Below are 24,922 nucleotides of genomic sequence, written 5' to 3'. Positions count from 1 at the left end.
ATGGCAAAAGAAGTACGTTATGGCAATGATGCCAGAAAAGCAATGCTTAAGGGAGTCAATACATTAGCTGATGCAGTCAGTATTACTTTAGGTCCTAAAGGGCGTAATGTTGTCTTAGAAAAGAGTTATGGCTCTCCGCTTATTACTAATGATGGTGTAAGTATTGCAAAAGAGATAGAATTAGAAGATGCCTTTGAGAATATGGGTGCTAAGCTTGTTTATGAAGCTGCCAATAATACAAATGATGTTGCCGGTGATGGTACAACAACTGCTACTATCCTTACCAGATATATGATTAGTGCAGGATTAAAGGCTGTTGATAAAGGGTCTAATCCTGTATTATTAAGAGAAGGTATTGAAAAAGCAGGTAAAGAAGTTGCTAAAATCTTATTAAAGAACTCAAGAAAAGTAGAAACTTCTAAAGATATTGCTTCTGTTGCATCTATTTCTTCCGGAGATAGTCATATTGGTGAATTAATCTCTCATGCAATGGATAAAGTAGGAAGAGATGGTATTATCAGTGTTGATGATAGTAATTCATTTGAGGATTCATTAGAAGTTAATGAAGGCTTACAGTATGATAAGGGGTATGTATCACCATATATGGTTTCTAATTCAGATAAGATGACTGTTGATTTAGATAGTCCGTTAATCTTAGTTACAAATCATAAGATTTCTAATTTACAGGAGATTCTTCCTATCTTAGAACAGGTTGTACAGGCTAATAAACCATTATTATTAATTGCTGAAGATTATGAAAATGAAGTTATTTCTACTTTAGTATTAAATAAACTGAGAGGTACATTTAACGTTGTTGCAACTAAAGCTCCGGGATTTGGTGATAATCAGAAAGATATGTTAGAAGATATTGCGATTTTAACAGGAGCTAAGTTCTATAATAAAGATCTTAATATGAAGCTTTCAGATCTTGCTTTAGAGGATTTAGGAACTATTAAGAAAGTATCAGTTACTAAAGATAATACAACTCTAATTGGTTATGGGCAGAGTGAAGCAATTGATAATCGTATTAATGAAATTAAAGCTCAATTAGAAACGGCTAAAGATTATCAAAAGAAAGGCTTACAGGAACGTATTGGTAAATTATCAAATGGTGTTGCTACTATTAAGGTTGGTGCAACAACTGAAAGTGAATTAAAAGAAAAGAAACTTCGTATTGAAGATGCTTTAAATGCAACTAAAGCAGCTGTTGAAGAAGGTATTGTTGTGGGTGGAGGAGCTGCTTTAATTGAAGCTTATAAAGAATTAAAGACAGTTTTAAAAGATGATAATGTTGATGTTCAGAAAGGTATTAATATTGTCTTAGAATCTTTATTCTCTCCATTATCACAGATTGCTGAGAATGCCGGATATAATGCGGAAGATATTATTGATCAGCAGAAAACAGCTAATAAAAATATGGGCTTTGATGCTAAGAAGGGTATCTGGGTTAATATGTTTGAACAAGGCATTATTGATCCTACCAAAGTAACAAGAAGTGCATTATTAAATGCAGCAAGCATCAGTGCTTTATTTATTACTACTGAAGCCGGAGTCGCTGATCTTCCTAAGAAAGAAGAAACACCGGCTATGCCGTCAATGCCAGGTGGAATGTATTAAAAATACCAGTTTAAACTGGTATTTTTTTATGCAAATAATGAATTGTAGTCTTTCAATATTTTATTGCTTTTATAAACTTTTTAATATTCACTACTATTTCTTACACCTCTTTTTAATAGCTTCTTCCTGTCCCAAGGCATAAGGAAGGACAATTTCTTCACCTGTTGTCAGACATAAACAGTTTAACTGTCCTCTATCTCCAACAGCTAATCCGCCATCTAATCCTATCTTATTATGCCATTGGGGATCATGCCATATATTAAATGAATGATCTTCATTAATAAAACATAATGGTGTATGTCCAAATAAATAAATATAATTTGGATTACATTCACTTAAATAAAAATATTCTCTAATCCATGCCATTAATTCAGGATCATTATCTTCAATACGAATAGAATCCGGATCAACTCCGGCATGAACCATAATATAATGCTTCCCCTGATAATCAAGTTCTATAAAACTAGGTAATGAATCAATAAATTCTATCATCTCTAAAACAAACTCTTTTCTGATATCAAAATATTCATCATACGGAATATGATCTTTCTGTAAATATTCTCTAATACTATCTACTGTCTTGTATCCCCCATTTTGTTTCCATAAACGATAAGGATTGCTTCTTTCATCATCTAAATCATTATATTTTAAAGACATCGCAAGAGCCTGTCTCATCATAATCTCATGGTTTCCTTTAAGCATATAAATATTAGGCATACTCTTCACAAAATAGTATATATCAATACTATTAGGTCCCCTATCCATAATATCTCCTAAGATATAAAGCTCATCATCAGCAGAAAACTCTATTTTTTCTAATAACAGCTGTAATAACACAAACTGACCATGTAAATCAGAAATTACATATTTTTTACCCATGTGTCATCACCTCTTTATAGTTATTTTATCATATCCCATTTTGTATTCAATCAAAATGATAAAACCGGTAAACTACTTTTTACAAATATAAACATATGTTAAAATAACATCATCAAGGAGCCGCATATGAATTACTTTATAGAAACAACACTATTTGATTATCTCTTTTCTTATCTTCTTATACAATTCTCTGATGAGGATTCCATCCATGTTGCTATCACTAAAAACAATAAATACTGTCGCCGTATTACATATGATATCACAAATATAAAAGGACGAATAACACTATGGTATAACGGTATTATTGAAGAACAAATTCTGGATCAGAATCATAACATACTCTTTTATCTTCATTACCAGTTTAAATCATATAGGCATTTCTTAGAAATGTTTAAAGAATATCAGTATGCTTTATTAAAGCAATATAAATCAAAGAAATATCAGATAGGTATTTTATCACATGATGGATTATCTTCATCAAGCTTTGTCTCAATGATAAAAGAAATATTAAAATATGAAGAAAATACCTTTATAATTACCCCATTAGGATTAGATGATTTATCATTACCGTTAGATATACTCTATTTAGCCCCACAGCTTAAATTAAAGCACCCTGTTCTCTTATCTCAGGTTTCTATTCCTATCTATGATATAGATCCTCTGATATATGGAAGTAAAGATGCTCAAAAAATGATTTCTATTATTAAAAGAGATATTAATAAACTTTAAAACATCTAAACTGTCAAAGACATTACTTAAGAAAAATGGAAAGTAGAAAAAGCACCTTAAGGTGCTTTTTAAATCCTATATTGCCGGTATTTAAAATAATCTTCTTGATCCAGCTCTAATACTATAGATATGCTTCTATCTTTAAATTCCTGTTTTATAATCTGATATTTATGTGATAGTTCATTATATAAACCACCATTAGTATAAGGAATATCTAAAGTTACCCTTTGATAGTCTTTTGTCAGAAGAGTTATAATCATATCTTCTAATTCATTCATATGAGTCTTATTTTTAACGGATATAAAAACATAAGGTTCTTTAGGAACAAAGAAATCCTGTGACTCTAAATCTTCTTTATTATAAACATAGAGAATCGGAATATCTTTAACACCCAGTTTATTTAATGTATCCAATGTCACCTCTATATGCTTATTCACATAAGGGGATGACCGATCTATTATCATTAGAATTAACGATGCTTCTTTCACTTCTTCCAATGTTGATAAAAACGCCTGTATCAAATGAGTCGGAAGATGTGAAATAAATCCTACTGTATCAGACATAATCAGATCCCTATTTTTAATTCTTACTTTTCTAGAAGATGTCTGTAATGTTGCAAAAAGCATATCTTTTGCTTCCACTTTTTTATGAGTGTAAAGATTCATTAAAGAAGATTTACCTGAGTTAGTATATCCTGTTAAAGCTATAATATCTTTATATTTTCTTTGCTTTCTTTGAATCTGTCTTTCCTTTTTTAAGATTGCCAATTCTTTTTTACAGCCTGCTATTCTATTATGGATCTTTCTTCTATCTAATTCCAACTGTGTTTCACCTGCTCCTCTGAATCCCATACCTCCCTGCTGAGAATAAATCCCTTGATGCATTCCTGATAAGCGAGGCAACTCATAATTAAGCCTGGCAATTTCTACCTGTAATCTTGCTTCTTTGGTATGTGCTCTTGAGGCAAATATCCTTAAAATCAGATCTGTACGATCTGTTACTTCAATATCTAATAAAGCTCTTAAGTTTCTCATCTGCAAACCAGATAGTTCATCATTAAAGATAACTATTTCTTCATCATTAATCCATTCTTTTAATTCATAGGCTTTTCCTTTTCCCAGATAATATGCTTTCGATGGGATAGTATTTTGTATCATAATATGTGTATATTCTATATTGCAGGCCTTACATAAACCCTTTAATTCTTCCAGCAGAATATTAAAATCTTCGTTTCGATTATTGACAGCAGCCAGTATTGCTTTCATAAAGACCCCTTTATATAACAAATAAAACTATCACATTGACGATAAAGATGATTAAAGTCTTCTACTGTAAAATGAGGAATATCTTCTTTAAAATCTTCCTTTAATAAAGCAACACCTGTACTATCATCTTTCATTAAATCCATTCCAATAAAATTTAATAACTCATATAACTTAGTTAATACAAATCTTCCTCCTGTTGTACCGGCTACTGAAGTTATTGTTACTTTTTTGCCTTTAATAAATGTTCCCTGATCAAAATCATGATCTTGAATTGGAACGGATAACCAATCCAGCAGATTCTTTAACTGTGCACAATAGCTTAAATTATATTCACTCGCAAAAATCCATAATCCATCAGCTTGCTCAATTTCTTTTTTAATTCTTTCTACTGTTTCAATAAAATCATATTGATTATCTGATGATATATAAGGAAGATCATGATAATCAAGATAGCTTACTTCACAATACTTCTTTAGATACTGATAAGCATATTGAGAAAAAAGATAATTAAAAGAATGCTTTTTTGGTGATCCAATAATTATTAATATTTTCATAGCAGTCTCCTTTTTCTTATTATATCATTCATAAAAATAAATAGGAATAATTCTTATTTAGTATTGCATTTAATAGGAAATAAGAGTATTATACAAATAGGAATTATTCCTAATAAGGAGGTTAAGTATGAGTACGAAGATAAGACAATCAAAACAAAGAAATGCAATTTATGATGTTCTGATGCGTCGTAATACACATCTTACTGCCCAGGAAATTTATGAGGATACAAGAAAAGTGATCCCTGATATTTCTTTGGGTACAGTATATCGTAACTTAAACTTCTTAGTGGAACATGAATCTATTAAAAGACTTGATGTAGGAGATAATAAAATCTATTATGATCCTGATTTAACCAGTCATCATCATTTTGTGTGTGAAAAGTGTGGCAAAGTGCTTGATGTTAGAATCAATGAAAACCTACAGACTGCTTTAGAAAATGAAGTTGAGGTTACATTAGGTCATCAGATTCATTCTTCCCAGGTCGTATTCCATGGTGTATGTAGTGTGTGTGTAAATTCAAATGAGGAGGAAGAAAAGAATGAATTTAAAAGGAACTCAGACAGCAACTAATCTCTTAACAGCATTTGCAGGTGAATCTCAGGCTAGAAACAGATACACTTACTTTGCTTCAGTTGCTAAAAAAGAAGGTTATGTTCAAGTGGCTAATATTTTTGAGGAAACTGCCAATCAGGAAAAAGAACATGCAAAAAGATTAATGAAATTATTAGTTGAAGGCGGATGTGGGGGAGAAGCATTAGAAATTACCGGTACTTTCCCGGCTATGCTTTCTACTACTGCTGAAAACTTAAAATCAGCTGCTGATGGTGAAAATGAAGAATGGACTGATATGTATCCTAATTATGCTAAAATTGCTGAAGAGGAAGGTTTCCCGGCTATTGCTGCAATCTTAAAGTCTATTGCCAGAGCTGAAAAAATGCATGAAGATCGTTATTTAAAATTATTAAAAACTATTGAAGACGGTGATGTTTTTAAAAAAGATCATAAAGTATTATGGAAGTGTAACAACTGTGGCTTTGTGATTGAAGCAGAAGAAGCTCCAATCAAATGTCCGGCTTGTGATCATCCACAGAAATATTTTGAAGAATATAAATTCTTTGACTAACATATAAATGAATCCTGCTCTGCAGGATTCTTTTTTATATTTCTATTTGAGTTTATATAAGTTATACTGAATATATATAAAAATATTTTACTCTTTTATTAATTACTTTATATTCATTATCATAAAATAACAAGGAGGAGCCTTATGAACAAAAATAGAATAAATATTATATTTGATATCGGGGGTGTTATTCTTAACTTTTATCCTCATACATTTTTAGATAAATACTTCCCCGCATTACATGATAAACTCTATCAAATAGTCTTTGATTCATCCTCTTGGAAACAATTAGATCTAGGCTATTTAACTACCAGTGAATTAAAACAAGTCCTCATTAATAAACATTCTCACTTAGAAAAAGAAATAAGCTTTATTATGGATCATTGGGAAGATGAAATACTTCAGCCTATTCAAGAAACCTTCCGGACTATTAAATTACTTAAAAAGAATCATTTTCCTATTTATATTCTTTCTAATATTCATCCTGATATTTATTATCGTAAAACAAAAGAATTTGATATTTTTAATCTCTTTAATGGCTATGTCTTATCAGGAGAAGAACATCTCTTAAAGCCTGATCATAAACTTTATCAGATCCTCTTTAATAGATATCACTTAGATCCTAAAGAATGTCTTTTTATTGATGATTCCCCTATTAATATCAAAGCTGCTCAAGCATTAGGTATGCAGGGGATCATCAAAACAAAAGATATGAACTTAAAAGAAATACTTAAAGAAAAGAACATTCTTTAAAAGAATGTTCTTTTATATACCAATAGCTTTTCTGGCAATATCTATAGGCATCTTTCTATTTGTCCATAATTCAAAAGAAACAGCACCCTGATATAAAAGCATAGAGAGCCCTGATATACACATACAGCCCTTTTCTTTTGCATACTGTAATAATAATGTTTCTAAAGGATGATAGATACAATCAAATACTGTTAAATCTTTATGTAACCATTCTCTATCTATAAGACATTCTTTATCATGAGGACTCATCCCTATGTCAGTAGCATTAGTTAAAATATCCGCATCAGAAATCTTCTCTTTTAAGAGCTCTTTATCTTCTATATCACATAAAATAATTTGCGTATTTGTATGTGACATCATATGCTCTATTCTTTCTTGAATCTGACTCCATGTCTGATTCTTTCTTTTAAAAACATAAATTTCTTTTAATCCATCTATGGCTCCTTGTGCCATAATGGCGGTTGCTGCTCCACCGGCTCCTAATAACACTAAGGTCTTATCTTGAATAGAAATATTCTTTTCTTTTAAACCATATTTCCAACCTAATCCATCTGTTGATGTTCCTTTTAAATATCCTTGATCATTGATTACTGTATTCACTGAATCTGATAATTGAGAAACTAAAGAGATCTCATCCAGATAAGGAATAATCCTTTTCTTATAAGGCATAGATACATTCCATCCTCTAGCCTTTATAGCTTTAAGTCCTTCTATTGTTTCTTTTAATGCTTCTGTTTCAAAAGCTAAATACACATAATCTAAATTTAAATATTCAAAACAGGCATTATGCATCATTGGTGATAATGAATGCCTGATAGGATCAGCAATAATCCCGATAAGCTGTGTATATCCGGTGATTTTCATATATTTCCTTCTTTCTTAAGATAATGATTTCTTAAATAATAATAAAGACCAATCATAAAGACTGATATTAAAGCTATTCCGGATACTAAAAGACCTCCTAATAATGCAAAGAATGATTCAGGAAAAATATTAATAACCGGATCAATAGAGGGATCCATAATCCAATAGCTATTTCTAAATAATATCTGATGCATTAGAGTAAATACCTGATTAAAATCAATAAGACAGGCTATTCCGATGATTATCATCATACTTAATATAAGCGTTCCTGTGAGTCTCAGAAAATGAAAATGATGTTCTTTTATACATGAAATAATAAAAGGTACTATGATAAATGGTGAAATAATTAAATAAATTTCCAGGATATCAAAGATATTCTTAACATCTTGAAAATGTCTCAAAGCATTTTGTGATAAGACAAAATCAGGAACTATCATCTCTCCCCTATAGAAAAAAGATAAATAATGAACGATAGAATGAAAATTCTTAGCAATGGTCTGTTTATCTAATGTAACCAGATTTAATATTCCTGAAGATTCTATCTGCATATCATAGAATATAGGAATAAAGGTAACTACCATAATCATACAATCAATCACAAAGAATCCCAGTAAAAAAGAAAGAATAATATCTTTTTTTCTACTTAATGAAAGATATAATCTCATCTCTTATTCCTCATAAAGAAAATCTTCTCCCTTTTGTACTTCATGTCTTATTAAATCAGGAAAGTCCTGCTGCCTCAAGCATTCGTATATTCCAATTGCGACAGTATTAGATAAGTTTAATGACCTGGAATCAGCATACATAGGAATACGTACACATTCATCTAAATGATCTTTTAGAATATTATGAGGTATCCCGTCATGTTCATGACCAAACAACAAATAATGATCTCCTCTATCAGTATAGGATTCCTCACTATATGTTCGTTTAGAATAACGTGTATAGAAATGAAAATATCCTTTATTCTTAGAGATAAAATCTTCCCAGTTTTCATAAATAGTCATATTTAAATTTTTAATATAATCTAACCCGGCTCTTTTCATATGCTTATCATCTAAAGAAAAACCCATCGGCTTAATAATATGTAAAGATGTATTGGTAGCAACACATGTTCTCATAATATTGCCTGTATTCTGCGGAATAGCCGGATGTACTAATACAATATGGTTCATTACTTCTTCTCCTGTAATATCTTATAGAGCTTCTTTAAAGCCTTTGCTCGATGAGAATACCGGTTCTTTTCTTCCATTGTCATAGAAGCAGATGTCTTATTTAATAATGGAAAATAGAAGATAGGATCATAGCCAAAACCATTTGTTCCTTCTATTTTTTCATTAATATATCCTTCAAAGGTTTCTTCTATTAAAATAGGCTCTTCATTAGGAATCGTTAGTGCCATCGCACAGATAAATCTTGCTGATCTCTGTTCTCCTTTAATATCATGCATTTTATCTATAATATATTGGTTCTTAATATCATAGCCGGTATGATGGCCTAAAAATCTGGCTGAATAGATACCGGGCTGTTTATTTAAAGCATCTATTTCCAGTCCTGAATCATCAGCTAATACAGGCTTATTGATAATATCCATAATTGTCTTTGCTTTAAGATAAGCATTCTCTTTAAATGTTGTTCCGGTTTCCTCTATTTCAATATCTTTACCTAAAGCTTCTTTCATTGAAATGACTCTAATACTTAAATCATCAAGCATAGCTTGTATTTCTTTTATTTTTCCTTTATTAGTACTTGCCAGTATAATCTCTTTCATAAATAACTCCTTATCTTTAGTATTTTAACATAAATAGATGAATTGAAAAGGGACAATATGATATAATTATTCTATGATTATACAAGATATAGAAAAGTTCATACCTTATAATGAACAAGAAGAAAAAGATAAAGAAGAAATATTAAGAAGATTAAAGAATAATGAAAAGCTGCTGACAAGAGACAATAAATCTGCTCATTTAACTGCATCAGCATGGATCTTAAATCAAGATCATAATAAAGTATTGATGGCCTATCATAATCTTTATGATTCCTGGGCATGGCTTGGAGGACATGCTGATGGTGAAAGTGATTTATTAAAGGTCTGTATTAAAGAAGTAAAAGAAGAAAGTCATATCAAAGATATAAAAGTATTAACTCGGGATATCTTTTCTTTAGAAATATTAACAGTAGATGGTCATATTAAAAAAGGAGAATATGTATCAAGCCATCTTCATTTAAATGTAACTTATTTATTAGAAGCTAATGATCAGCAGACTCTTTCTATTAAAGAAGATGAAAACAGTAATATAGGATGGTTTTTATTAGATGATGCCTTAAAGGCATCATCTGAACCATGGTTTGTAGATAATATATATTCTAAATTAAATGAGAAGGTGAAACTTTATGATCAAAAAATTAATCGTTAATGCTGATGACTTTGGATTATCTAAAGGATGTACTTTAGGAATTATTCTAGGCCATAAGGAAGGTATTATTACTTCTACGACTATTATGATGAATATGCCTGATGCAAAATGGAGCTGTCAGTTTTTAATGCCTGAATTAGGTGTTGGTATTCATCTTAATATAACTGCCGGATCCCCCTTAACTAATGGACAAAGCTTTTGTAATAGTCAGGGAGAATTTAAAAAAAGAAGTGATTATCATGGTCGTATTATTGTAGACAAGGAAGAACTTTACCGGGAATGGAAAGCACAAATAGAGCTTTACATTAAAACAACCGGACGAATGCCCGATCATTTAGATTCACATCATCATATTCACCTTATGGATGAATATCAGGATATTATTTTTAGACTCTCTGATGAATATAATCTTCCTTTTAGACAGGAAAAATGTCTAAATGATAAATTCTATGCAAAATTTATAGCCTCTTTTAATGGTGATCATGCTGATATGAAAACATTTAAAGAGATCTGTGAACAAAACGATGAGACTATTGAACTTATGACTCACTCCGCTCTCATTGATCAAAGACTTCTTACTATTTCAAGTTATAATCTTTCTCGTGCTAAAGAACTTGATTTTCTTATGTCAAAAGAAGTTAAAAATTATCTTAAAAAAAATCATATTACACTCACAAATTATAGTTACCTGTATACTCCTGAATAAAGAAAGGTTGTGAAACTCATTTGATAAAACTAGCTATCACTGATGATAATCCTATTATAAGAGAAGAACTTTATCATTTATTACTTCATTTATGTGAAGACTACTCACTTGATTATTCTATTGATCTTTATGAAAATGGAGATCAGCTTCTTCATTCTAAAACGCAATATGATCTTATTATTTTAGATATAGAGATGGATAAAATAAACGGTATAGAAGTTAAAAACAATCTTTTATCACTCTATCAACCATATATTATATTCTTATCAGGCTATAGAGATAAAATATTGGAAGCATTTGGTCAAAATGTTCTAGCTTATATAGATAAAAATGATTCTGATTATCAAAGTAAAATAAAAAATATTTTTAAATCATATATTGATAAATCTAATATTTTCATAGATGATATACCCGTATCTTTAAATACTGTCTATTGTTTAGAAGCCAGCAGTTCTTATACTATTATCCATTCTCATACAAAAGACTATCTTGTTCGTAAAACATTAAAAGAATTAGAAAATAAGCTTGATTATAGATTCTATAGAATTCATAGATCTTATATTATTAATTTTAATTATTTTAAATCATTAAATCATAAATCTATAACTCTTACAAACAATCTTTCTTTTAAGATTACCAGAGGGAAATCTAAAGCCATTAAAGAAGCTTATTTCTTATTTGTGAAAGGAAAATGATGATTACTATTATTTCTTCAGTAACTGAACAATTAATGATTATACTTTCAATTCTGGTTATTTCAGATACATTTTTTAATCAGAAATTTGATATTAAGAAAATAAAACATATAGCTATTTTCTTCATATCTTTAACCTTATTTCTTTTACTCATTAATAAGCCTGTACCTGTTTCTTTTCTTAATAATATCTCTATCTTCTTTATCTTTTTATATCTGGAAGGTCATTTATCAGTATCATTTTTTAAAAAATTTGTTTTTTCTTATATTCTTATAGCTTCTGTAAATCTAATGATGATTATTTTATTCTCTTATCTTAATATAGAAATCATCAATAACTCTTTCATCTCCACAAGTTCTATTTTATCAGTATTAGTATTCTTATTATTTCTCTTACTAAACCTTATTCTTAATAAAATATATAAAGTTCGTTATACCAATCGCTTTCTTATTCTCCTAACGCTCATGTCTTCTCTATTCTTATTTTATCTTATTTATAGCGATAATAACTCTCTATTTAATACAGACAATATTATTAATACCTTTATTTATATATTTTTATTTATTATCATAATTATTTTTATTCTATTTCTTTACAATAAAGAATATTATCAAAGATTATTAGAAGAAAAGAAGAAAAATGATTTACTTGCTTACAGTACTATTCAAAATCAATATATTGAGTCTATTATCAAAAATAATGAGGATTTACGCAAGTTTAAACATGATTATCAGTCCCAGATGCTTACAATACAAACACTGATAAAAAACAATGATAATGATGCATTAAATGATTATCTTCAAAAAACGACTCATCATACTATTCATTATACAAAAGTATCATCTAATCAGTATATTGATAGTATCTTTAATTACTTTACAGACAAATATCCTCAATTAAATCTTTCTTTGTCAGATGATATTATAGGTTATATTAATATTCCAGTTAGTGAATTAAGTTCATTATTCTATAATCTTATCTCTAATGCCTGTGAGTCTGCTTTAAAAACACCACAAAAAATAGTATCTATCCATCTTAAAAATATGATTCATTCTTTCTCTATTACTATTTCTAATAGTATTCCGGAAGATTTTGATCTTGCTCCTATCAAAGAAAAGCAAACAACTAAGAATGATCCTATTCATCATGGTATAGGCTTATATATCATTAATGACATTATTTCAAAATATCAAGGAATTAATAGATACCATCTTGAAAATAATACTTTAATCAATGAAATTGTTCTCATTGATGTCATTAAATAACATTTTACTGCATAAAACTGCTTCTCGCTACATACAAGTTGATATGTACCCAGAATTCTGGACACATATTTATGAGCTAGGCTGAACACATGGATGTTATCCTGTATTTTACAGGTGGCATCCATTTTGTTTTCGCCTGAATTCTTTTGTTGTTATAATAATCTATATACTCTGCAACAGCCTTCGAGAATTCTTCAAAAGAAGAATAGTCCTTTTCATGACCATAATACATCTCGTTTTTTAACCTTCCAAAGAATGACTCCATAATACAATTATCATAGCAATTCCCTTTTCGTGACATTGATTGGATAATTCCGTGTTCCTGTAAAATATTTCTGAAATAAGCATGTTGATATTGCCAACCTTGATCCGAATGAAATATAAGATCTTCAACATTGGGAAACTTATCTAAAGCTCTATCCAGCATTCTTACTATCTGTTCAAGATTTGGAGTAGTTGATAAATCATATGAAACAATCTCGTTTGTATTCATGTCTAGTACCGGCGATATATAACACTTTCCCCATGAAAAATTGAACTGAGATATATCTGTTGTCCATTTCTGTAATGGTGCAGTTGTTGTGAAATCTCTATCTATTATGTTATCTGCAATCTTTCCAACTTTGCCTTTGTATGAGTGATATTTTTGCTTTGGACGTTTTCCGGACAAGCTGGCTTCATGCATAAGACGCTGAACTCGCTTATGGTTTATCTTGTGTCCACGATTTACAAGTTCTTGATGAACTCGTCTTACTCCGTATCTACGTTTGTTCTCTTCAAAAATACTTTTGATTTCTTCTAGTAATTCTTGATTACGTTCAGCAACAACATCTTTTCTGTTAAGTTCAAAATAATAGGTAGATTTAGCCATAGGCACAGCTTTAAGGAGATACTTTAATTTGTATCCATTCTTGCGGAGTTCTTTGATGATTGCTGCTTTTTCGCCTTGAGTCGCGCAGCTTCCTTTTCTTCTCTCAAGGCGATCTCTTTTTTTATTACTTCTATTTCTGCTTTCATATATTCGTTTTCAGCTCTTAATCTGATTAATTCTTCATATTCAGATTCATTTGGTTTTGGTGGTTTTCTAGTACCTATTTTTTTCATATCCGGATTCTTTGATTTTCGACCTTTCTTTTTATTGATAAGTCCATTATAACCAAAAATCTTATATTTGCGAACCCACTGATATAACATACCATCACTAATTCCAGCATTAAATGCCACTGATTTGTATGATTCACCTGCAATCACTTTAGCCACAAGTTCAAGTTTAGCTTCCGGAGTCCAATTTTTGTTGTGAGCCTTATGGCGAAGAGCATCCGATCCGTTTGCCTCTTCAATTCGAACCCATTCTCTAACTTTATTTCGAAAGATTTTGGTATCGATCCCCTCAGGAGTATCAGGATAAATTCCTTGATAATACATTTCAACACATTTTTTCTTAAATTCATAGCTATAACGCATAAAAATACCCTCCTTACTGATTGTCCAGTAAAGAGGGTACATATCAAGTAGCAGTAGCAGTTTTTTTATTATATTCTTTTTGCGTAAGGATAAAAATGTGGAGGGAAAATGAAAAACAAAAAGTTATTAAAAAGAACAAGCATCCTCTTATTGGCTTTAGTTTTATCAGGAATATTTTCACCGGTAAAAGCTTATATTTATGATATGAAAGCAGATGGCGGAAATTGGTCTTTTGGTGTTGGTACATTTTTAAATTTATGGTTTAGACAAGAATCAAAATATTATCATCCTACTAAAAAACATTATGCAAATGCTTATACTCAGCGTTATTTTGGAGGATGGAAATCAAATAGATCTTACTATGGATTTTAACTAAGTATGAGGAGGAAACTGAATGAAAAAATCAATGATATTCATAATACTTATCCTTACAAGCAGTCTTTTTATGATGCAATATAGCCTAGCATCACATCAGAATTTCAATAATATTGTATATAGTGAAAAGAAAGCAGAATATCATTATACTATTCAGCTTCCTCATTCTATCTTAAAAAATGATAAGAAAATGATTATAAAGACAATTAAGGAAACAGCTGATCAACACCATATTAATTTTTTTCTTACTAAAAGTAATAAAGAAAACTATATTAAATATGTTTATTTAACTTCAAATCAGTATTTGAAGTCATTTAAAACAGACAATATTAAACAGTTTGATCATAGCTTTCATCTGACTATCAAGTCTCTTGATAATATTATCAAAGATTCTTATCAGATAGAAGGCGAAGCTATTATTACAGCCAGTAATACTGATGATTATATTTCATTTAGAAATGAAATGAATAATAGATTATCTATTCATATAACTGAAATAACATCAAAAGAAGGACAAATAGATATGATGCCTTGGATTATATTAAGTATTTTTGCATTCTATCTTATTTTTACTCTCTTACTTATTTATAATCTTCTTGGCAGTTTTAAAAGATTTTCAATATATAAATTAAATGGATATGATTTTTATACAATATGGAAAGATTCTATTATTGATATTATATTTAAGCAAATTCTTACCAGTTATTCAACTTTTACGTTACTAACATTTATTATTTGTAGACAGTTTAATCATTTTGTTTTTATCTTTTTATTTAACTCTTATTTATTATTGGGATTATTATGTATTATTACTTTTATTATTTCCTCATTATTAATAGCTCTTTTTACAAAGGTAAAACCTATTGATTATTTAAAAAATAAATCTGTTTCACATTACTTTATTATTTTTAATCAAATTGTTTTTCTTATTATTGTCGTTCTTATAACTACTCTTTCTTCTGTAAGTATAAATAAAGGAGAAGCACTTTTAAGCAGATATAATAACCATACTCAATGGGAAAAGACAAAAAAATATTATCTTATTAGTGAATTATCTAATGTAGAAAATCCTGATGAACTTTCTTCTAAAAGCTTCTTAAATAAACAAAAAGAACTATTTAAAGAATTGAATCGTTTAGGCTCTATATTAGCCGATTTTAATGAATATGATAAGCAGACGCTAAATAAGACCAGTATGGCTTATATTAATACTAATTATTTAAAAGAAGAAAAGGTTATGGATAGTCATAATAAAAGAATACTCATTAATGAAAATGAGTCCAGAAGAGTAGTTCTTGTAGATGAAAAAACACCTTTTTCTAAAGAAGAAATTGTAGACATAACAAAAGGGATGTATGATATATCACAAGGTATAAAGATCATTTATTATAAGCATAATCAAAGATTCTTTACTTATAATTCTCAAATCACTAATAACTATACAAATATGATTCAATCACCTATTATTCAGGTATTAACTGAAAATAATGGAAAAGATAGTGATTATAATCTTATCCTTGGTTATAAATATAATCCTTATAAAATTAAAGCAAATCGGGCAAAGATTATAAATATACTAGAACAATATCAGTTATCTCAGTATGTCGATAATTATATAACAGCATATGATGAAATGTCTATGCTTAATCATAATGAGTGGATGCTTTTTATCGGAGTCATAATAGCAATTATAACTCTTATTTCTTTAATGATTATTATTACTCTTCAAAATATAAAACTTTATATCTTACAGAATATTAAACTCTTAAGTATTCAAAAAATGAATGGATATCGTTTTATTGATAAATATAAATCATTAATACTAATGAGCAACATTACCTTTATTTTATCTTTTATTATTTCATTATTAATGAATTATTCTCTTTTCTATCTATTAGCTCTTTATACTCTTATTCTACTGACATGGATGATTCTTTTTCTTATTCATACAAAATATCAAGAAAAACAATCTATCATACTAATGCTGAAAGGAAATCAATAATGCTGGAACTTAAGAATATCTCAAAATCATATAATAATTACATCATTCTAAATAATATAAGTATATCAGTAAGAAAAAAAGAAATTATTGCGATTACCGGTCCTAGCGGATCAGGAAAATCCACCTTACTTAATATTATGGGACTTCTTGAAAGACCTGATACAGGTCATATTCTTTATAATGGAATATTAATTAACCACAAAAGTCATCAATCATCTTTATTAATGCGACATACAATATCTTATCTCTTCCAAAACTTTGCATTAGTTGACTCGATGACTGTTTATGATAATCTGCTTATTGGCTTAAAATATACTCAATATAATAAGAAAGAAAAGAAAAAACTCATTGAAGAATCCCTATTAAAAGTAGGCTTACAGAATATGAGTAACAGAAAAATATATACATTATCCGGTGGAGAACAGCAAAGAACTGCTTTAGCACGTATTCTCTTAAAAGAGTCTCAAATCATTCTTTGTGATGAACCTACCGGTTCACTAGATCCCATAAACAGTCAGATGATTCTTCAGCTTCTCTTTCAGTGCAGACAACAGGGAAAAACCATAGTCATAGTTACTCATGATCCTAAAATTGCTTCTCAATGCGATCGTATTATAAATATTCATAAATAAAAAAGTCTTTTTCCAAGCAACAATTGGAAAAGACTCTATTATTTTTATATATCTCTATTCTCTTTAAATTTAAAGAAACTTCCTTCTTTAATATAATAAAAGAACTTATTATTCTGATGACAGTTAATAAAATAGACTGTTATCTGTGTAATAACATAACCGGCTAATGCTGCACATAAGCCTGTCAGTATACCGCCTAAAACATCACTGGGATAATGAACCATCAAATAATTCCTGGACATTCCCATTAATAAAACATATATAAAACCGATCCAGCTGATTTTCTTCTTAGTATAAATAAACAAACTGCTCATTGCTGCCATAGCGGCAGTTGTATGACCTGAAGGAAAAGAATATTCACCTATACTTACACTTCCGGCATACTTCCACCAGATAAGATAATCCGGATTTCCACTTTTAAAAGGTCTTATTCTGGCAACATTGCCTTTAATCAGATCAACAAAAATAGTTCCTAAAAGCATAGCTATAATCATACAGAATGCTGCTTTTCTTGTTTTCTTAAAAATCAAAAGAATTATCGCAAAGATTAATATAGGCAGAGCTTTTCTTGTTTCAGCACTATAAGAAATAATTCTAAAAAAAGTATTAAAAGTTCCTTGTGTCATTAAAGCAAACTGATGATAAAATGATAGGATTAGATGATCTATCATTTGTATAAATGTAAATATATTCATAATTCTCCTCTAGTCAAGTAGTTCTGTGAATAATGTATACAGCTTCCCACAATCATAACTGGCAAATATTTCCGAGTCAATAGGCACAATTTTCTTATCAGGAAATTCTTTTTTTAAGCGATTTATCGCAAATGTCATTTGCGGAGCTACAAATACAGCATCATATAAATGAGCAATCATACCCATATCAGATAAGGCAGATGCCTCTACATAATAAGGAGCATGAGCCAGCCTTAAATACTTATTCATTTTAAGCTTAAAATAACTTGTCGTCATTCCACCGCTACAACATAATAATATTCTATGATAAAATAAGTTCTCTTCTCTTATTAATACTCTTAACATGGCTTGAAAAAAAGAAACAGCTAAGGAATAATGCTCAAAATCATAATATAAATAGAATAAGCCATCTCCATATCGATCATGAACACTCTCTTCTATTACATTATTTGTACTTATCTTTATTAAAGCAAGCTTTTCTTTGTAAGATAAATAAAGTGTATGATTCTTTTCTTTTATTCTCATCCCGGGAATATCTGATGCCTGATAAATCATCCATTTTTTAAATATTTCAATATTTCGCATATAACTATTATAACATTGATTTTAATTGTTTGAAATCTTCTTTAATAATATCTATTGAACTTTGCCAGAATGATTCAGAAGATAAATCTATATTAAGTGTTTGACAAACATCTTCTAAATCATTCTTTCCGGTCATAGCTAAAAAAGATTCATAAGTTTTAGAAAAAGAATGATCTTTTACATATAATGCGTATAGTCCTTTTGCCAGAAGTAATCCAAAAGCATAAGGATAATTATAAAATGAATAATCCGGATCATAATAATGTGGTTTCCATGTCCACATATAAGGATGAAAATACTGTGGATCTATACTATCACTATAAGCTTCTTTTTGAGATTCAAGCATAGTATCACATAATTCTTTCGCTGATAAGGGTCCTTTTTTTCTCTTTTCAAAAACTTTATATTCAAATAAGAAACGAGAATAAATATCTACAATAACCTGAGTCGCATCCATTAATGAATTCTCTAATATTGTAATAGCAGTCTCTCTAGATGCCTCTTTAATAGCTTTTTTCGCAACTATTGTTTCACATAAAGTAGAAGCCGTTTCAGCAATAGGCATAGGATAGTGTGTATTTAAGATAGATTCATTTTTAAGACATTCACCATGAAATCCATGTCCTAATTCATGAGCTAACGTTATAATATCAGAAAAATGATTTCCATAATTCAATAAGAATCTGCTTTCTTTAATAGATATAATGTTCTCACAGAAAGCACCTCCTGTCTTTCCTTCTCTTGGATAAACATCTATCCAGTGTTCATCTATTGCTTTCCTGGCAAAATCTCCTAAATGGGTACTAAAAGAATAGAAGTGCTTTAATACTTTCTGACATCCTTCCTGATAAGAATATTCTTTTGTATCATTCACTATAGGAGCATACATATCATACCATGGAAGACCATTTGAATATCCCAGAATATTTGCTTTAAGCTTTAAGAAATCTCTCAACACATTTAAATTCTTTCTAATAACTAAAAGTAATGTATCCAGTGTTTCTCTTTTTAATCTTGATTTTATACATGATTCCATAACAACATCCTGATAGCCTCTTAATTTTGATAAATAAAGAGTTTCTCCCTTAATACCATTAAGACATTGGGCAATACTATCCTCATAATCCTTATAAGCATTTATCTCAGCTTCATAGGCTTTCTTTCTAAGTGATGAATCATCACTATAAGCCATATTTAATACTTCAGTTAAAGGATATATCTGATCATCAATAGTTACCTTAATAGAAGCAATAATCTGATCTTTATATTGAGTCCAGGCATATGATCCTGTATTCCTCATATGAGCTATAATTGTTTCTTTATCTTCTGATAATACATATTTCATATTATTCTTTATCTCTTTTAAAATATAGAGATGCTCATTAATAAGAGGACTATTTATACAATCTAAATTAAAAGAAGAAATCCACTGATTATTTAAAGTCTCTAGAGATACTAATTCTGCCATCATTCTATTTAACTGATCATAATATTTCTTTGCGGTAGTATTATTTGTATCAGCTGACATTGTCAGCATAATAAAGCAGGATAGCTTCTCATATAACATATCTGCTTCCCTTTTATTAAGAATATATTTCTCTAATGCTTCTTCACTATCAGAAGTTCTATATTGAGATAATGATTCATACCTTTCTTTTAAATGATCCAGATCATTTAAAAAACTCTGATCAAAACCCTTATATAACTTATCTAAATTCCATCTATCCATAATCTCACCTCTCTATGACTATACCATAAAATAATATCTTATGATAATGTATTTGATTTTCTTAAATTCAGTAAAAAATCACCAATTGAATTTCTATTATTTCTTGGGAAATATATAAAATAATGAGTTTGCATATAATGAATGAATATGTTATATTAGGAACACTGGTTCATGAGCCAAAACCCAGTATAAAAAACTCTTAAGAAGAATTTTTGAGATGGCTCTGTCATCTTTTTATTTGGCTCCAAAAAATTTTAAAGGAGAAAACAATGAAAAAACTAAACACAAAAATGATTGCTTTAAATGCAATTATAGCAGCAGTGTATGCCGCTTTTACTATCTTGCTTGCCCCCATTTCATATGGCAGCATACAAATGAGAATATCAGAAATTATGATCTTTTTAGCATTCTATAATAAAGATTATATTCCCGGATTGGTATTAGGATGTCTAATCGCAAATATTCCATCCGGTTTAGGTGCATTTGATATGGTCTTTGGAACATTTGCGACATTACTCGCAGTAATCGCAATGTGGAAACTGGACAACAAATATTTAGCTGCTTTAGTTGGAGGATTAATCAATGGGGTTATTGTCGGATTAGAATTAAAGTTTGCTTTAGGTCTTCCATTTATTGCATCAGCCGCATCAGTCTTTGCAGGTGAATTTGCTGTATTAGTTATTGGTGCCATCATTTTTACATGTGTCCAAAAGAATGAAACATTTATAAAATATATCAAATCATAATCTTTGACATCTCTCTTATCTTTATTAAAATATTAGTAAGGAGAAATAGAAGATGAGTGTATTTGATCAGTATATAAAACAAATGGAAGAAGGTATGAAAGAATATAAGAGTACTTCTCCGGCGGTATTAATTGATGTTAGAGAAGAAGATGAATACAGCGAAGGACATATTCCTAACAGTATGAACATTCCTTTATCTGTTATTGAAAATTCTATTGAACAAAGAATAGAAAATAAAAATATCCCTTTATTTCTTTATTGCTTTTCCGGTGCGAGAAGTGAGGAAGCCTGTATGATTTTAAAAAGAAAAGGATATTCTCATATAAAGAATATTGGCGGTATTCAGTTTTATCAGGAAACAGTCTCTAAATAGAGACTGTTTTTATCTATATAAAAGAGAAGCTTATAATGAGCTTCTCTTAAATTTTTCTTGTATAGTGTTTTAGCCACTGCTCCTCTTTTTTTGTTAGATGAGTATGAATCTTATCATAAACCATTTGATGATATTCATTAAGCCAGTTTTTTTCCTCTTCATTAAGTAATGAAATATCTACTCCATCTAAATCAATAGGAACATAGGTAATTGTTTCAAAGCCCATAAATTGCCCATATTCGTTCTTTTCTAAGTTGACACATAATAATTCATTTTCATGCCTAATACCATGACTTCCTGCAATATAAACGCCCGGTTCATCACTGGTAATCATGCCTGCCTCAAAAGCTATAGGTGTTCCACTAAGATTTCTAGGTCTGATACTTTGCGGTCCTTCATGGACATTTAAGAAATGTCCTATTCCATGACCTGTCCCATGCCTAAAATCCAATCCATAACGAGCTAACGGCATACGTGCCAATATATCTAATTGTGTTCCATTTGTACCATATAAGAATTCAGCATGCATTAAATTAAGAAAACCCTTTAATACTAAAGTAAAATCTCTTCGTTCTCTATCTGTCAAATCTCCCATTACAAACATTCTTGTAATATCGGTTGTTCCATCTAGATACTGACCGCCACTGTCAATTAATAAAAGTCCTTCCTTCTTTACAATCACATTTGTTTCTTCAGTACTATGATAATGAACAATAGCCCCATGATCCTTATAACCGCATATTGTCGCAAAAGAAGGCTGCATAAATAATTTCTGTTTCTTTCTAAAAGAAAGAAGTTTCTCCTGAATACTTAATTCAGTTTCATTCTCCGCTTCATTTTTAAGCCAGTACATAAATTTTGTGACTGCAACACCATCTTTAATATGAGCCTTCTTAGTATTCTTAATTTCAATATCATTTTTAATAGCTTTAAAGTACTGACTGGGATTATCACTATTTACTATTTTAGCCTCAATAGAGTCATATAATGCATAATTCATACGATTAAAGTCACATAATACCGTACCTCCTAATTTAGAGACATCATCATAAATAGAATCGTAATCTTTAATAGATACTTTAATCTTTTTAAATACCTCTATAAACTGCTCATCATATGTACCTTTCTGTAAATACAAAGAAGCCTTCTCTTGTCCGATAATCGCAAAAGATAATACTGTCGGACAATATGTAATGTCACTTCCTCTGATATTAAATATCCACGCGATATCATCTAAACTGCTGACAATATGAAAATCACAATCATTAGAACTCATATATTCTCGAATATCTTCCAACTTCTCTAAAGTGCTTCTGCCATGATATTGAATATCATAAATCATAGCTTCTTCATGACTTTTTTCAGGTCTATCTTTCCAAATATATGAAAAATCAATATCTTTAAATCTTAAAGAAAAATCCAGTTTCTTCTGTAATTCTAAAATAAGCGATGTTCTCATCACTTTAGCATCAAATCCTAATATATCATTCTCTGAGATATTATCAGCTAAAAATTCTAATAATGATGGTGTCTTCTCATCACCCATCTTCATTAACTGAATATCCGGATTAAGCTGTCTTTCTGCCTGTAAGAAATAACGTCCATCAGTCCATAAATAAGCTTTATCCCAGCCAACAAGCAATGTTCCTGCACTGCCATCAAACCCTGATAAGTAACTTCTAAATTGATAATAATCTCCTACATATTCACTTTGATGGTCATCATCAGTAGGAACAATATAATATTTAATCTGATTTAATTTTAATAGTTTCTGTAATTCTTTCATCTTTATACCTCCCGCTTTTTGATAATTGATTCATAAAAGGATTATAACATATTGATTAAAAAGAACTCTATCATAAGAATAGAATTCTTTTTTAATCTTTATTTTCTATTTTAACAGAGTTATAGTCATTATCCAAATCCCGGAAATATCGGCGTTAATAAAATAACTCTAAGATACATTTTTTATTCTAATAACTTCTTTTAAAAGTATTAAAGTTCTTCTCCATTTGTTTCAATGACCTGCTTATACCAGTAATAAGAATCTTTAGGTATACGCTTTAATGTACCCGAATTTTCATCTTCTTCTCGATCAATATAAACAAAGCCATATCTTTTCTGATAGCCATTCAGCCAGCTTAATAAGTCAGTATATGACCATGTACAATAAGCTAAAACTTCACACCCATCATCAACAGCTTTCTTTAATTCTTCAATATGACTCTTTAAATAAGATATTCTATACGGATCATGAATTTGTCCATTTTCAAGCTTATCAAAAGCCCCTAACCCATTCTCTGAAATAATAATTGGCAAGTCATAGCGAGATGTAATAATACGACAGGCATATCTTAATCCCATAGGATCAATCGTCCAGTCCCAGTCAGTAGCAGGAAGATTCTTATTCTGTGGATTCTTGTAAAGACCGGCAACACCGGTTATCGGCTTTGTTCCCTTTTCACCGGTATTGTTTTCTCCATTCATATTATGAATACCATCAATAGGATTATATTCTACATCAGCCGTCTGATAATAATTAATACCCATGAAATCTACTTTAGAAGCCGCCTGTTTAAAGATATCCAGATCTCCTGCTTTTATATCAGGTGTCAGTTTTAATGATTCTAAATAAGCCATTGATGCTTTAGGATAACGCCCATAGGCATAAACATCCATCCAATAAAAACATTGTAAATCATTATAATCTAAAGCTGCCATAGCATCTTCAGGCTTATCTGAATAAGCATAGCCCGGTGTATAAGCAAATGATGACCCTACCTTGGCATCCGGATAAAGTTCTTTTAAAGCTAATACAGCTTTAGCATGTGCTAAAAAAGCATGATGATTCACCTGATAGAACATTTTCATATCATTTGATTTTCCCGGCGGATGACTGGCAAGCATCCAGCCATGAGCAGTAAAGACATTCTGTTCATTTAAGATAATCCAGTGTTTGACTCTGTCTCCATATCTTTTAAAAAGAGTTACTGCATAGTTTACAAAATCATCTACAATTCTTCTATTTTCCCAGCCATGATACTGATCTTCTAATGCCTGTGGAAGATCCCAATGATAGACTGTCACCATTGGTACAATACCATAAGATAGACATTCATCAATAAGATGATCATAAAAGACTAATCCCGCTTCATTAACTTCTCCATTACCTTGCGGATATATTCTTGTCCAAGCAATAGAAAAACGATAAGTCTTTAATCCCATTTCAGCCATTAAGCGAACATCTTCTTGATAATGGTGATAATGATCAACCGCTTTATCACCGGTAGTTGCTTTAAATGTCTTACCCGGAATTCTTACAAAATAATCCCATACAGATGGTGCTTTTCCATCTTCATTCCATGCTCCTTCTACCTGATAGGCGGCACTGGCACTTCCCCATAAAAAATCTTTAGGAAAACCTTTTAATTCTTTAAAATACATAGAGTT

The 24,922-nt window shown here is 29.9% G+C and carries 27 protein-coding genes and 1 pseudogene; 14 read left to right on the top strand and 14 right to left on the bottom strand.

Annotated features, from left to right (window positions below):
• Positions 1-1,617, top strand: coding sequence for a chaperonin GroEL (gene groL / locus HMPREF9943_RS01540; RefSeq protein WP_004801416.1), 1,617 nt, complete (start codon positions 1-3; stop codon positions 1,615-1,617).
• A 93-nt stretch (positions 1,618-1,710) separates the two neighbouring features.
• On the opposite strand, the gene HMPREF9943_RS01535 is transcribed toward groL, so the two are convergent.
• Positions 1,711-2,496 (bottom strand): metallophosphoesterase, encoded by a 786-nt coding sequence (locus HMPREF9943_RS01535; protein WP_004801414.1) that lies wholly within the window; start codon positions 2,494-2,496, stop codon positions 1,711-1,713.
• Between the two features lie 126 nt (positions 2,497-2,622).
• On the opposite strand from HMPREF9943_RS01535, the gene HMPREF9943_RS01530 reads away from it, so the two are divergent.
• The gene (locus tag HMPREF9943_RS01530; RefSeq protein ID WP_004801411.1) at positions 2,623-3,225 is read left to right on the top strand and encodes an immunity protein TriTu family protein; all 603 of its coding nucleotides are present in this window, start codon (positions 2,623-2,625) and stop codon (positions 3,223-3,225) included.
• A gap of 68 nt (positions 3,226-3,293) precedes the next feature.
• Here the strand turns inward: HMPREF9943_RS01530 and hflX are convergent, their stop codons facing one another.
• Positions 3,294-4,490 (bottom strand): GTPase HflX, encoded by a 1,197-nt coding sequence (gene hflX, locus HMPREF9943_RS01525; RefSeq protein ID WP_004801409.1) that lies wholly within the window; start codon positions 4,488-4,490, stop codon positions 3,294-3,296.
• Positions 4,487-5,044 carry an NAD(P)H-dependent oxidoreductase gene (locus HMPREF9943_RS01520; RefSeq protein ID WP_004801406.1) on the bottom strand — a complete coding sequence of 186 codons (558 nt, stop codon included), beginning with the start codon at positions 5,042-5,044 and terminating at the stop codon, positions 4,487-4,489. The genes hflX and HMPREF9943_RS01520 overlap by 4 nt, the downstream gene beginning before the upstream one ends.
• 127 nt (positions 5,045-5,171) lie before the next feature.
• Here HMPREF9943_RS01520 and HMPREF9943_RS01515 point away from each other — a divergent pair, with 127 nt between their 5' ends.
• The 3 genes from HMPREF9943_RS01515 (at position 5,172) to HMPREF9943_RS01505 (ending at position 6,921) form a co-directional block, all read left to right on the top strand.
• Positions 5,172-5,615: a Fur family transcriptional regulator gene (locus HMPREF9943_RS01515; protein WP_004801404.1), complete on the top strand. Its 444-nt coding sequence runs from the start codon at positions 5,172-5,174 to the stop codon at positions 5,613-5,615.
• Positions 5,584-6,168 (top strand): rubrerythrin, encoded by a 585-nt coding sequence (gene rbr, locus HMPREF9943_RS01510; RefSeq protein ID WP_004801402.1) that lies wholly within the window; start codon positions 5,584-5,586, stop codon positions 6,166-6,168. Before HMPREF9943_RS01515 ends, rbr begins: the two co-directional genes overlap by 32 nt.
• A gap of 144 nt (positions 6,169-6,312) precedes the next feature.
• Positions 6,313-6,921, top strand: a complete 609-nt coding sequence (locus HMPREF9943_RS01505; protein ID WP_004801400.1) for an HAD family hydrolase — start codon at positions 6,313-6,315, stop codon at positions 6,919-6,921.
• 12 nt (positions 6,922-6,933) lie between these two features.
• On the opposite strand, the gene aroE is transcribed toward HMPREF9943_RS01505, so the two are convergent.
• From aroE to HMPREF9943_RS01485, 4 genes are read right to left on the bottom strand one after another with little or no spacing between them, the layout of a single operon-like run.
• Complete coding sequence (gene aroE / locus HMPREF9943_RS01500) at positions 6,934-7,785, bottom strand: shikimate dehydrogenase (RefSeq protein ID WP_004801398.1); 852 nt, start codon at positions 7,783-7,785, stop codon at positions 6,934-6,936.
• Positions 7,782-8,450: a TIGR01906 family membrane protein gene (locus HMPREF9943_RS01495; RefSeq protein ID WP_004801396.1), complete on the bottom strand. Its 669-nt coding sequence runs from the start codon at positions 8,448-8,450 to the stop codon at positions 7,782-7,784. Before HMPREF9943_RS01495 ends, aroE begins: the two co-directional genes overlap by 4 nt.
• A gap of 3 nt (positions 8,451-8,453) precedes the next feature.
• Complete coding sequence (locus HMPREF9943_RS01490; protein ID WP_004801395.1) at positions 8,454-8,960, bottom strand: tRNA (cytidine(34)-2'-O)-methyltransferase; 507 nt, start codon at positions 8,958-8,960, stop codon at positions 8,454-8,456.
• Positions 8,960-9,556, bottom strand: a complete 597-nt coding sequence (locus tag HMPREF9943_RS01485) for an XTP/dITP diphosphatase (RefSeq protein ID WP_004801392.1) — start codon at positions 9,554-9,556, stop codon at positions 8,960-8,962. The genes HMPREF9943_RS01490 and HMPREF9943_RS01485 overlap by 1 nt, the downstream gene beginning before the upstream one ends.
• 73 nt (positions 9,557-9,629) lie before the next feature.
• On the opposite strand from HMPREF9943_RS01485, the gene HMPREF9943_RS01480 reads away from it, so the two are divergent.
• The 4 genes from HMPREF9943_RS01480 to HMPREF9943_RS01465 are packed head-to-tail and all read left to right on the top strand — an operon-like array spanning position 9,630 to position 12,871.
• On the top strand, positions 9,630-10,205 hold the full coding sequence (locus tag HMPREF9943_RS01480; RefSeq protein ID WP_004801390.1) for an NUDIX hydrolase: 576 nt from the start codon (positions 9,630-9,632) through the stop codon (positions 10,203-10,205).
• Complete coding sequence (locus HMPREF9943_RS01475) at positions 10,183-10,911, top strand: carbohydrate deacetylase (protein WP_004801388.1); 729 nt, start codon at positions 10,183-10,185, stop codon at positions 10,909-10,911. The genes HMPREF9943_RS01480 and HMPREF9943_RS01475 overlap by 23 nt, the downstream gene beginning before the upstream one ends.
• Positions 10,912-10,931: 20 nt before the next feature.
• Positions 10,932-11,606 carry a LytR/AlgR family response regulator transcription factor gene (locus HMPREF9943_RS01470; protein WP_004801386.1) on the top strand — a complete coding sequence of 225 codons (675 nt, stop codon included), beginning with the start codon at positions 10,932-10,934 and terminating at the stop codon, positions 11,604-11,606.
• Positions 11,606-12,871 (top strand): GHKL domain-containing protein, encoded by a 1,266-nt coding sequence (locus HMPREF9943_RS01465; RefSeq protein WP_004801384.1) that lies wholly within the window; start codon positions 11,606-11,608, stop codon positions 12,869-12,871. The genes HMPREF9943_RS01470 and HMPREF9943_RS01465 overlap by 1 nt, the downstream gene beginning before the upstream one ends.
• Before the next feature lie 76 nt (positions 12,872-12,947).
• Here HMPREF9943_RS01465 and HMPREF9943_RS01460 read toward each other — a convergent pair.
• Positions 12,948-13,811: pseudogene (locus tag HMPREF9943_RS01460) on the bottom strand (IS3 family transposase); the annotation flags it as partial.
• Positions 13,766-14,335, bottom strand: coding sequence for a helix-turn-helix domain-containing protein (locus HMPREF9943_RS01455; RefSeq protein ID WP_004801377.1), 570 nt, complete (start codon positions 14,333-14,335; stop codon positions 13,766-13,768). The gene HMPREF9943_RS01455 and the pseudogene HMPREF9943_RS01460, both read right to left, overlap by 46 nt.
• Positions 14,336-14,443: 108 nt before the next feature.
• Here HMPREF9943_RS01455 and HMPREF9943_RS01450 point away from each other — a divergent pair, with 108 nt between their 5' ends.
• Genes HMPREF9943_RS01450 through HMPREF9943_RS01440 form a run of 3 tightly spaced genes read left to right on the top strand, consistent with a single transcriptional unit; the run spans position 14,444 to position 17,344 of the window.
• Complete coding sequence (locus HMPREF9943_RS01450; protein ID WP_004801374.1) at positions 14,444-14,707, top strand: lactococcin 972 family bacteriocin; 264 nt, start codon at positions 14,444-14,446, stop codon at positions 14,705-14,707.
• A gap of 22 nt (positions 14,708-14,729) precedes the next feature.
• On the top strand, positions 14,730-16,712 hold the full coding sequence (locus tag HMPREF9943_RS01445; protein WP_004801373.1) for a DUF1430 domain-containing protein: 1,983 nt from the start codon (positions 14,730-14,732) through the stop codon (positions 16,710-16,712).
• Positions 16,712-17,344, top strand: a complete 633-nt coding sequence (locus HMPREF9943_RS01440) for a putative bacteriocin export ABC transporter (protein ID WP_004801371.1) — start codon at positions 16,712-16,714, stop codon at positions 17,342-17,344. The genes HMPREF9943_RS01445 and HMPREF9943_RS01440 overlap by 1 nt, the downstream gene beginning before the upstream one ends.
• 44 nt (positions 17,345-17,388) lie before the next feature.
• Here the strand turns inward: HMPREF9943_RS01440 and HMPREF9943_RS09625 are convergent, their stop codons facing one another.
• The 3 genes from HMPREF9943_RS09625 to HMPREF9943_RS01425 are packed head-to-tail and all read right to left on the bottom strand — an operon-like array spanning position 17,389 to position 20,353.
• Complete coding sequence (locus HMPREF9943_RS09625; RefSeq protein ID WP_004801370.1) at positions 17,389-18,039, bottom strand: phosphatase PAP2 family protein; 651 nt, start codon at positions 18,037-18,039, stop codon at positions 17,389-17,391.
• Positions 18,040-18,048: 9 nt separating this feature from the next.
• Positions 18,049-18,624, bottom strand: coding sequence for a PTS sugar transporter subunit IIB (locus HMPREF9943_RS01430; RefSeq protein ID WP_004801369.1), 576 nt, complete (start codon positions 18,622-18,624; stop codon positions 18,049-18,051).
• Positions 18,625-18,631: 7 nt separating this feature from the next.
• Positions 18,632-20,353 carry a M3 family oligoendopeptidase gene (locus HMPREF9943_RS01425; protein ID WP_004801367.1) on the bottom strand — a complete coding sequence of 574 codons (1,722 nt, stop codon included), beginning with the start codon at positions 20,351-20,353 and terminating at the stop codon, positions 18,632-18,634.
• A gap of 269 nt (positions 20,354-20,622) precedes the next feature.
• Between HMPREF9943_RS01425 and HMPREF9943_RS01420 the strand changes: the two genes are divergently transcribed.
• Together HMPREF9943_RS01420 and HMPREF9943_RS01415 are read left to right on the top strand one after the other, a co-directional pair.
• Positions 20,623-21,099 (top strand): QueT transporter family protein, encoded by a 477-nt coding sequence (locus HMPREF9943_RS01420; RefSeq protein WP_004801365.1) that lies wholly within the window; start codon positions 20,623-20,625, stop codon positions 21,097-21,099.
• Between the two features lie 52 nt (positions 21,100-21,151).
• The gene (locus HMPREF9943_RS01415) at positions 21,152-21,472 is read left to right on the top strand and encodes a rhodanese-like domain-containing protein (protein ID WP_004801363.1); all 321 of its coding nucleotides are present in this window, start codon (positions 21,152-21,154) and stop codon (positions 21,470-21,472) included.
• A 46-nt stretch (positions 21,473-21,518) separates the two neighbouring features.
• Here HMPREF9943_RS01415 and HMPREF9943_RS01410 read toward each other — a convergent pair whose 3' ends face one another.
• The gene (locus HMPREF9943_RS01410) at positions 21,519-23,258 is read right to left on the bottom strand and encodes an aminopeptidase P family protein (protein ID WP_004801361.1); all 1,740 of its coding nucleotides are present in this window, start codon (positions 23,256-23,258) and stop codon (positions 21,519-21,521) included.
• 209 nt (positions 23,259-23,467) lie between these two features.
• On the bottom strand, positions 23,468-24,916 hold the full coding sequence (locus HMPREF9943_RS01405) for a glycoside hydrolase family 1 protein (protein WP_004801359.1): 1,449 nt from the start codon (positions 24,914-24,916) through the stop codon (positions 23,468-23,470).
• Positions 24,917-24,922: the final 6 nt, after the last annotated feature.

Origin of the sequence: Eggerthia catenaformis OT 569 = DSM 20559, from assembly GCF_000340375.1 — a bacterium.
GTDB lineage: Bacteria > Bacillota_I > Bacilli_A > Erysipelotrichales > Coprobacillaceae > Eggerthia > Eggerthia catenaformis.
The sequence above is the reverse complement of the archived record's forward strand: the minus strand, read 5'-3'. Positions and strand labels throughout refer to the sequence as shown.

Excerpts from the sequence above, each read along its gene's own strand:
- groL (WP_004801416.1), top strand. The coding sequence starts at position 1 with ATGGCAAAAGAAGTACGTTATGGCAATGATGCCAGAAAAGCAATGCTT.
- HMPREF9943_RS01535 (WP_004801414.1), bottom strand. The coding sequence starts at position 2,496 with ATGGGTAAAAAATATGTAATTTCTGATTTACATGGTCAGTTTGTGTTA.
- HMPREF9943_RS01530 (WP_004801411.1), top strand. The coding sequence starts at position 2,623 with ATGAATTACTTTATAGAAACAACACTATTTGATTATCTCTTTTCTTAT.
- hflX (WP_004801409.1), bottom strand. The coding sequence starts at position 4,490 with ATGAAAGCAATACTGGCTGCTGTCAATAATCGAAACGAAGATTTTAAT.
- HMPREF9943_RS01520 (WP_004801406.1), bottom strand. The coding sequence starts at position 5,044 with ATGAAAATATTAATAATTATTGGATCACCAAAAAAGCATTCTTTTAAT.
- HMPREF9943_RS01515 (WP_004801404.1), top strand. The coding sequence starts at position 5,172 with ATGAGTACGAAGATAAGACAATCAAAACAAAGAAATGCAATTTATGAT.
- rbr (WP_004801402.1), top strand. The coding sequence starts at position 5,584 with ATGAATTTAAAAGGAACTCAGACAGCAACTAATCTCTTAACAGCATTT.
- HMPREF9943_RS01505 (WP_004801400.1), top strand. The coding sequence starts at position 6,313 with ATGAACAAAAATAGAATAAATATTATATTTGATATCGGGGGTGTTATT.
- aroE (WP_004801398.1), bottom strand. The coding sequence starts at position 7,785 with ATGAAAATCACCGGATATACACAGCTTATCGGGATTATTGCTGATCCT.
- HMPREF9943_RS01495 (WP_004801396.1), bottom strand. The coding sequence starts at position 8,450 with ATGAGATTATATCTTTCATTAAGTAGAAAAAAAGATATTATTCTTTCT.
- HMPREF9943_RS01490 (WP_004801395.1), bottom strand. The coding sequence starts at position 8,960 with ATGAACCATATTGTATTAGTACATCCGGCTATTCCGCAGAATACAGGC.
- HMPREF9943_RS01485 (WP_004801392.1), bottom strand. The coding sequence starts at position 9,556 with ATGAAAGAGATTATACTGGCAAGTACTAATAAAGGAAAAATAAAAGAA.
- HMPREF9943_RS01480 (WP_004801390.1), top strand. The coding sequence starts at position 9,630 with ATGATTATACAAGATATAGAAAAGTTCATACCTTATAATGAACAAGAA.
- HMPREF9943_RS01475 (WP_004801388.1), top strand. The coding sequence starts at position 10,183 with ATGATCAAAAAATTAATCGTTAATGCTGATGACTTTGGATTATCTAAA.
- HMPREF9943_RS01465 (WP_004801384.1), top strand. The coding sequence starts at position 11,606 with ATGATTACTATTATTTCTTCAGTAACTGAACAATTAATGATTATACTT.
- HMPREF9943_RS01455 (WP_004801377.1), bottom strand. The coding sequence starts at position 14,335 with ATGCGTTATAGCTATGAATTTAAGAAAAAATGTGTTGAAATGTATTAT.
- HMPREF9943_RS01450 (WP_004801374.1), top strand. The coding sequence starts at position 14,444 with ATGAAAAACAAAAAGTTATTAAAAAGAACAAGCATCCTCTTATTGGCT.
- HMPREF9943_RS01445 (WP_004801373.1), top strand. The coding sequence starts at position 14,730 with ATGAAAAAATCAATGATATTCATAATACTTATCCTTACAAGCAGTCTT.
- HMPREF9943_RS01440 (WP_004801371.1), top strand. The coding sequence starts at position 16,712 with ATGCTGGAACTTAAGAATATCTCAAAATCATATAATAATTACATCATT.
- HMPREF9943_RS09625 (WP_004801370.1), bottom strand. The coding sequence starts at position 18,039 with ATGAATATATTTACATTTATACAAATGATAGATCATCTAATCCTATCA.
- HMPREF9943_RS01430 (WP_004801369.1), bottom strand. The coding sequence starts at position 18,624 with ATGCGAAATATTGAAATATTTAAAAAATGGATGATTTATCAGGCATCA.
- HMPREF9943_RS01425 (WP_004801367.1), bottom strand. The coding sequence starts at position 20,353 with ATGGATAGATGGAATTTAGATAAGTTATATAAGGGTTTTGATCAGAGT.
- HMPREF9943_RS01420 (WP_004801365.1), top strand. The coding sequence starts at position 20,623 with ATGAAAAAACTAAACACAAAAATGATTGCTTTAAATGCAATTATAGCA.
- HMPREF9943_RS01415 (WP_004801363.1), top strand. The coding sequence starts at position 21,152 with ATGAGTGTATTTGATCAGTATATAAAACAAATGGAAGAAGGTATGAAA.
- HMPREF9943_RS01410 (WP_004801361.1), bottom strand. The coding sequence starts at position 23,258 with ATGAAAGAATTACAGAAACTATTAAAATTAAATCAGATTAAATATTAT.
- HMPREF9943_RS01405 (WP_004801359.1), bottom strand. The coding sequence starts at position 24,916 with ATGTATTTTAAAGAATTAAAAGGTTTTCCTAAAGATTTTTTATGGGGA.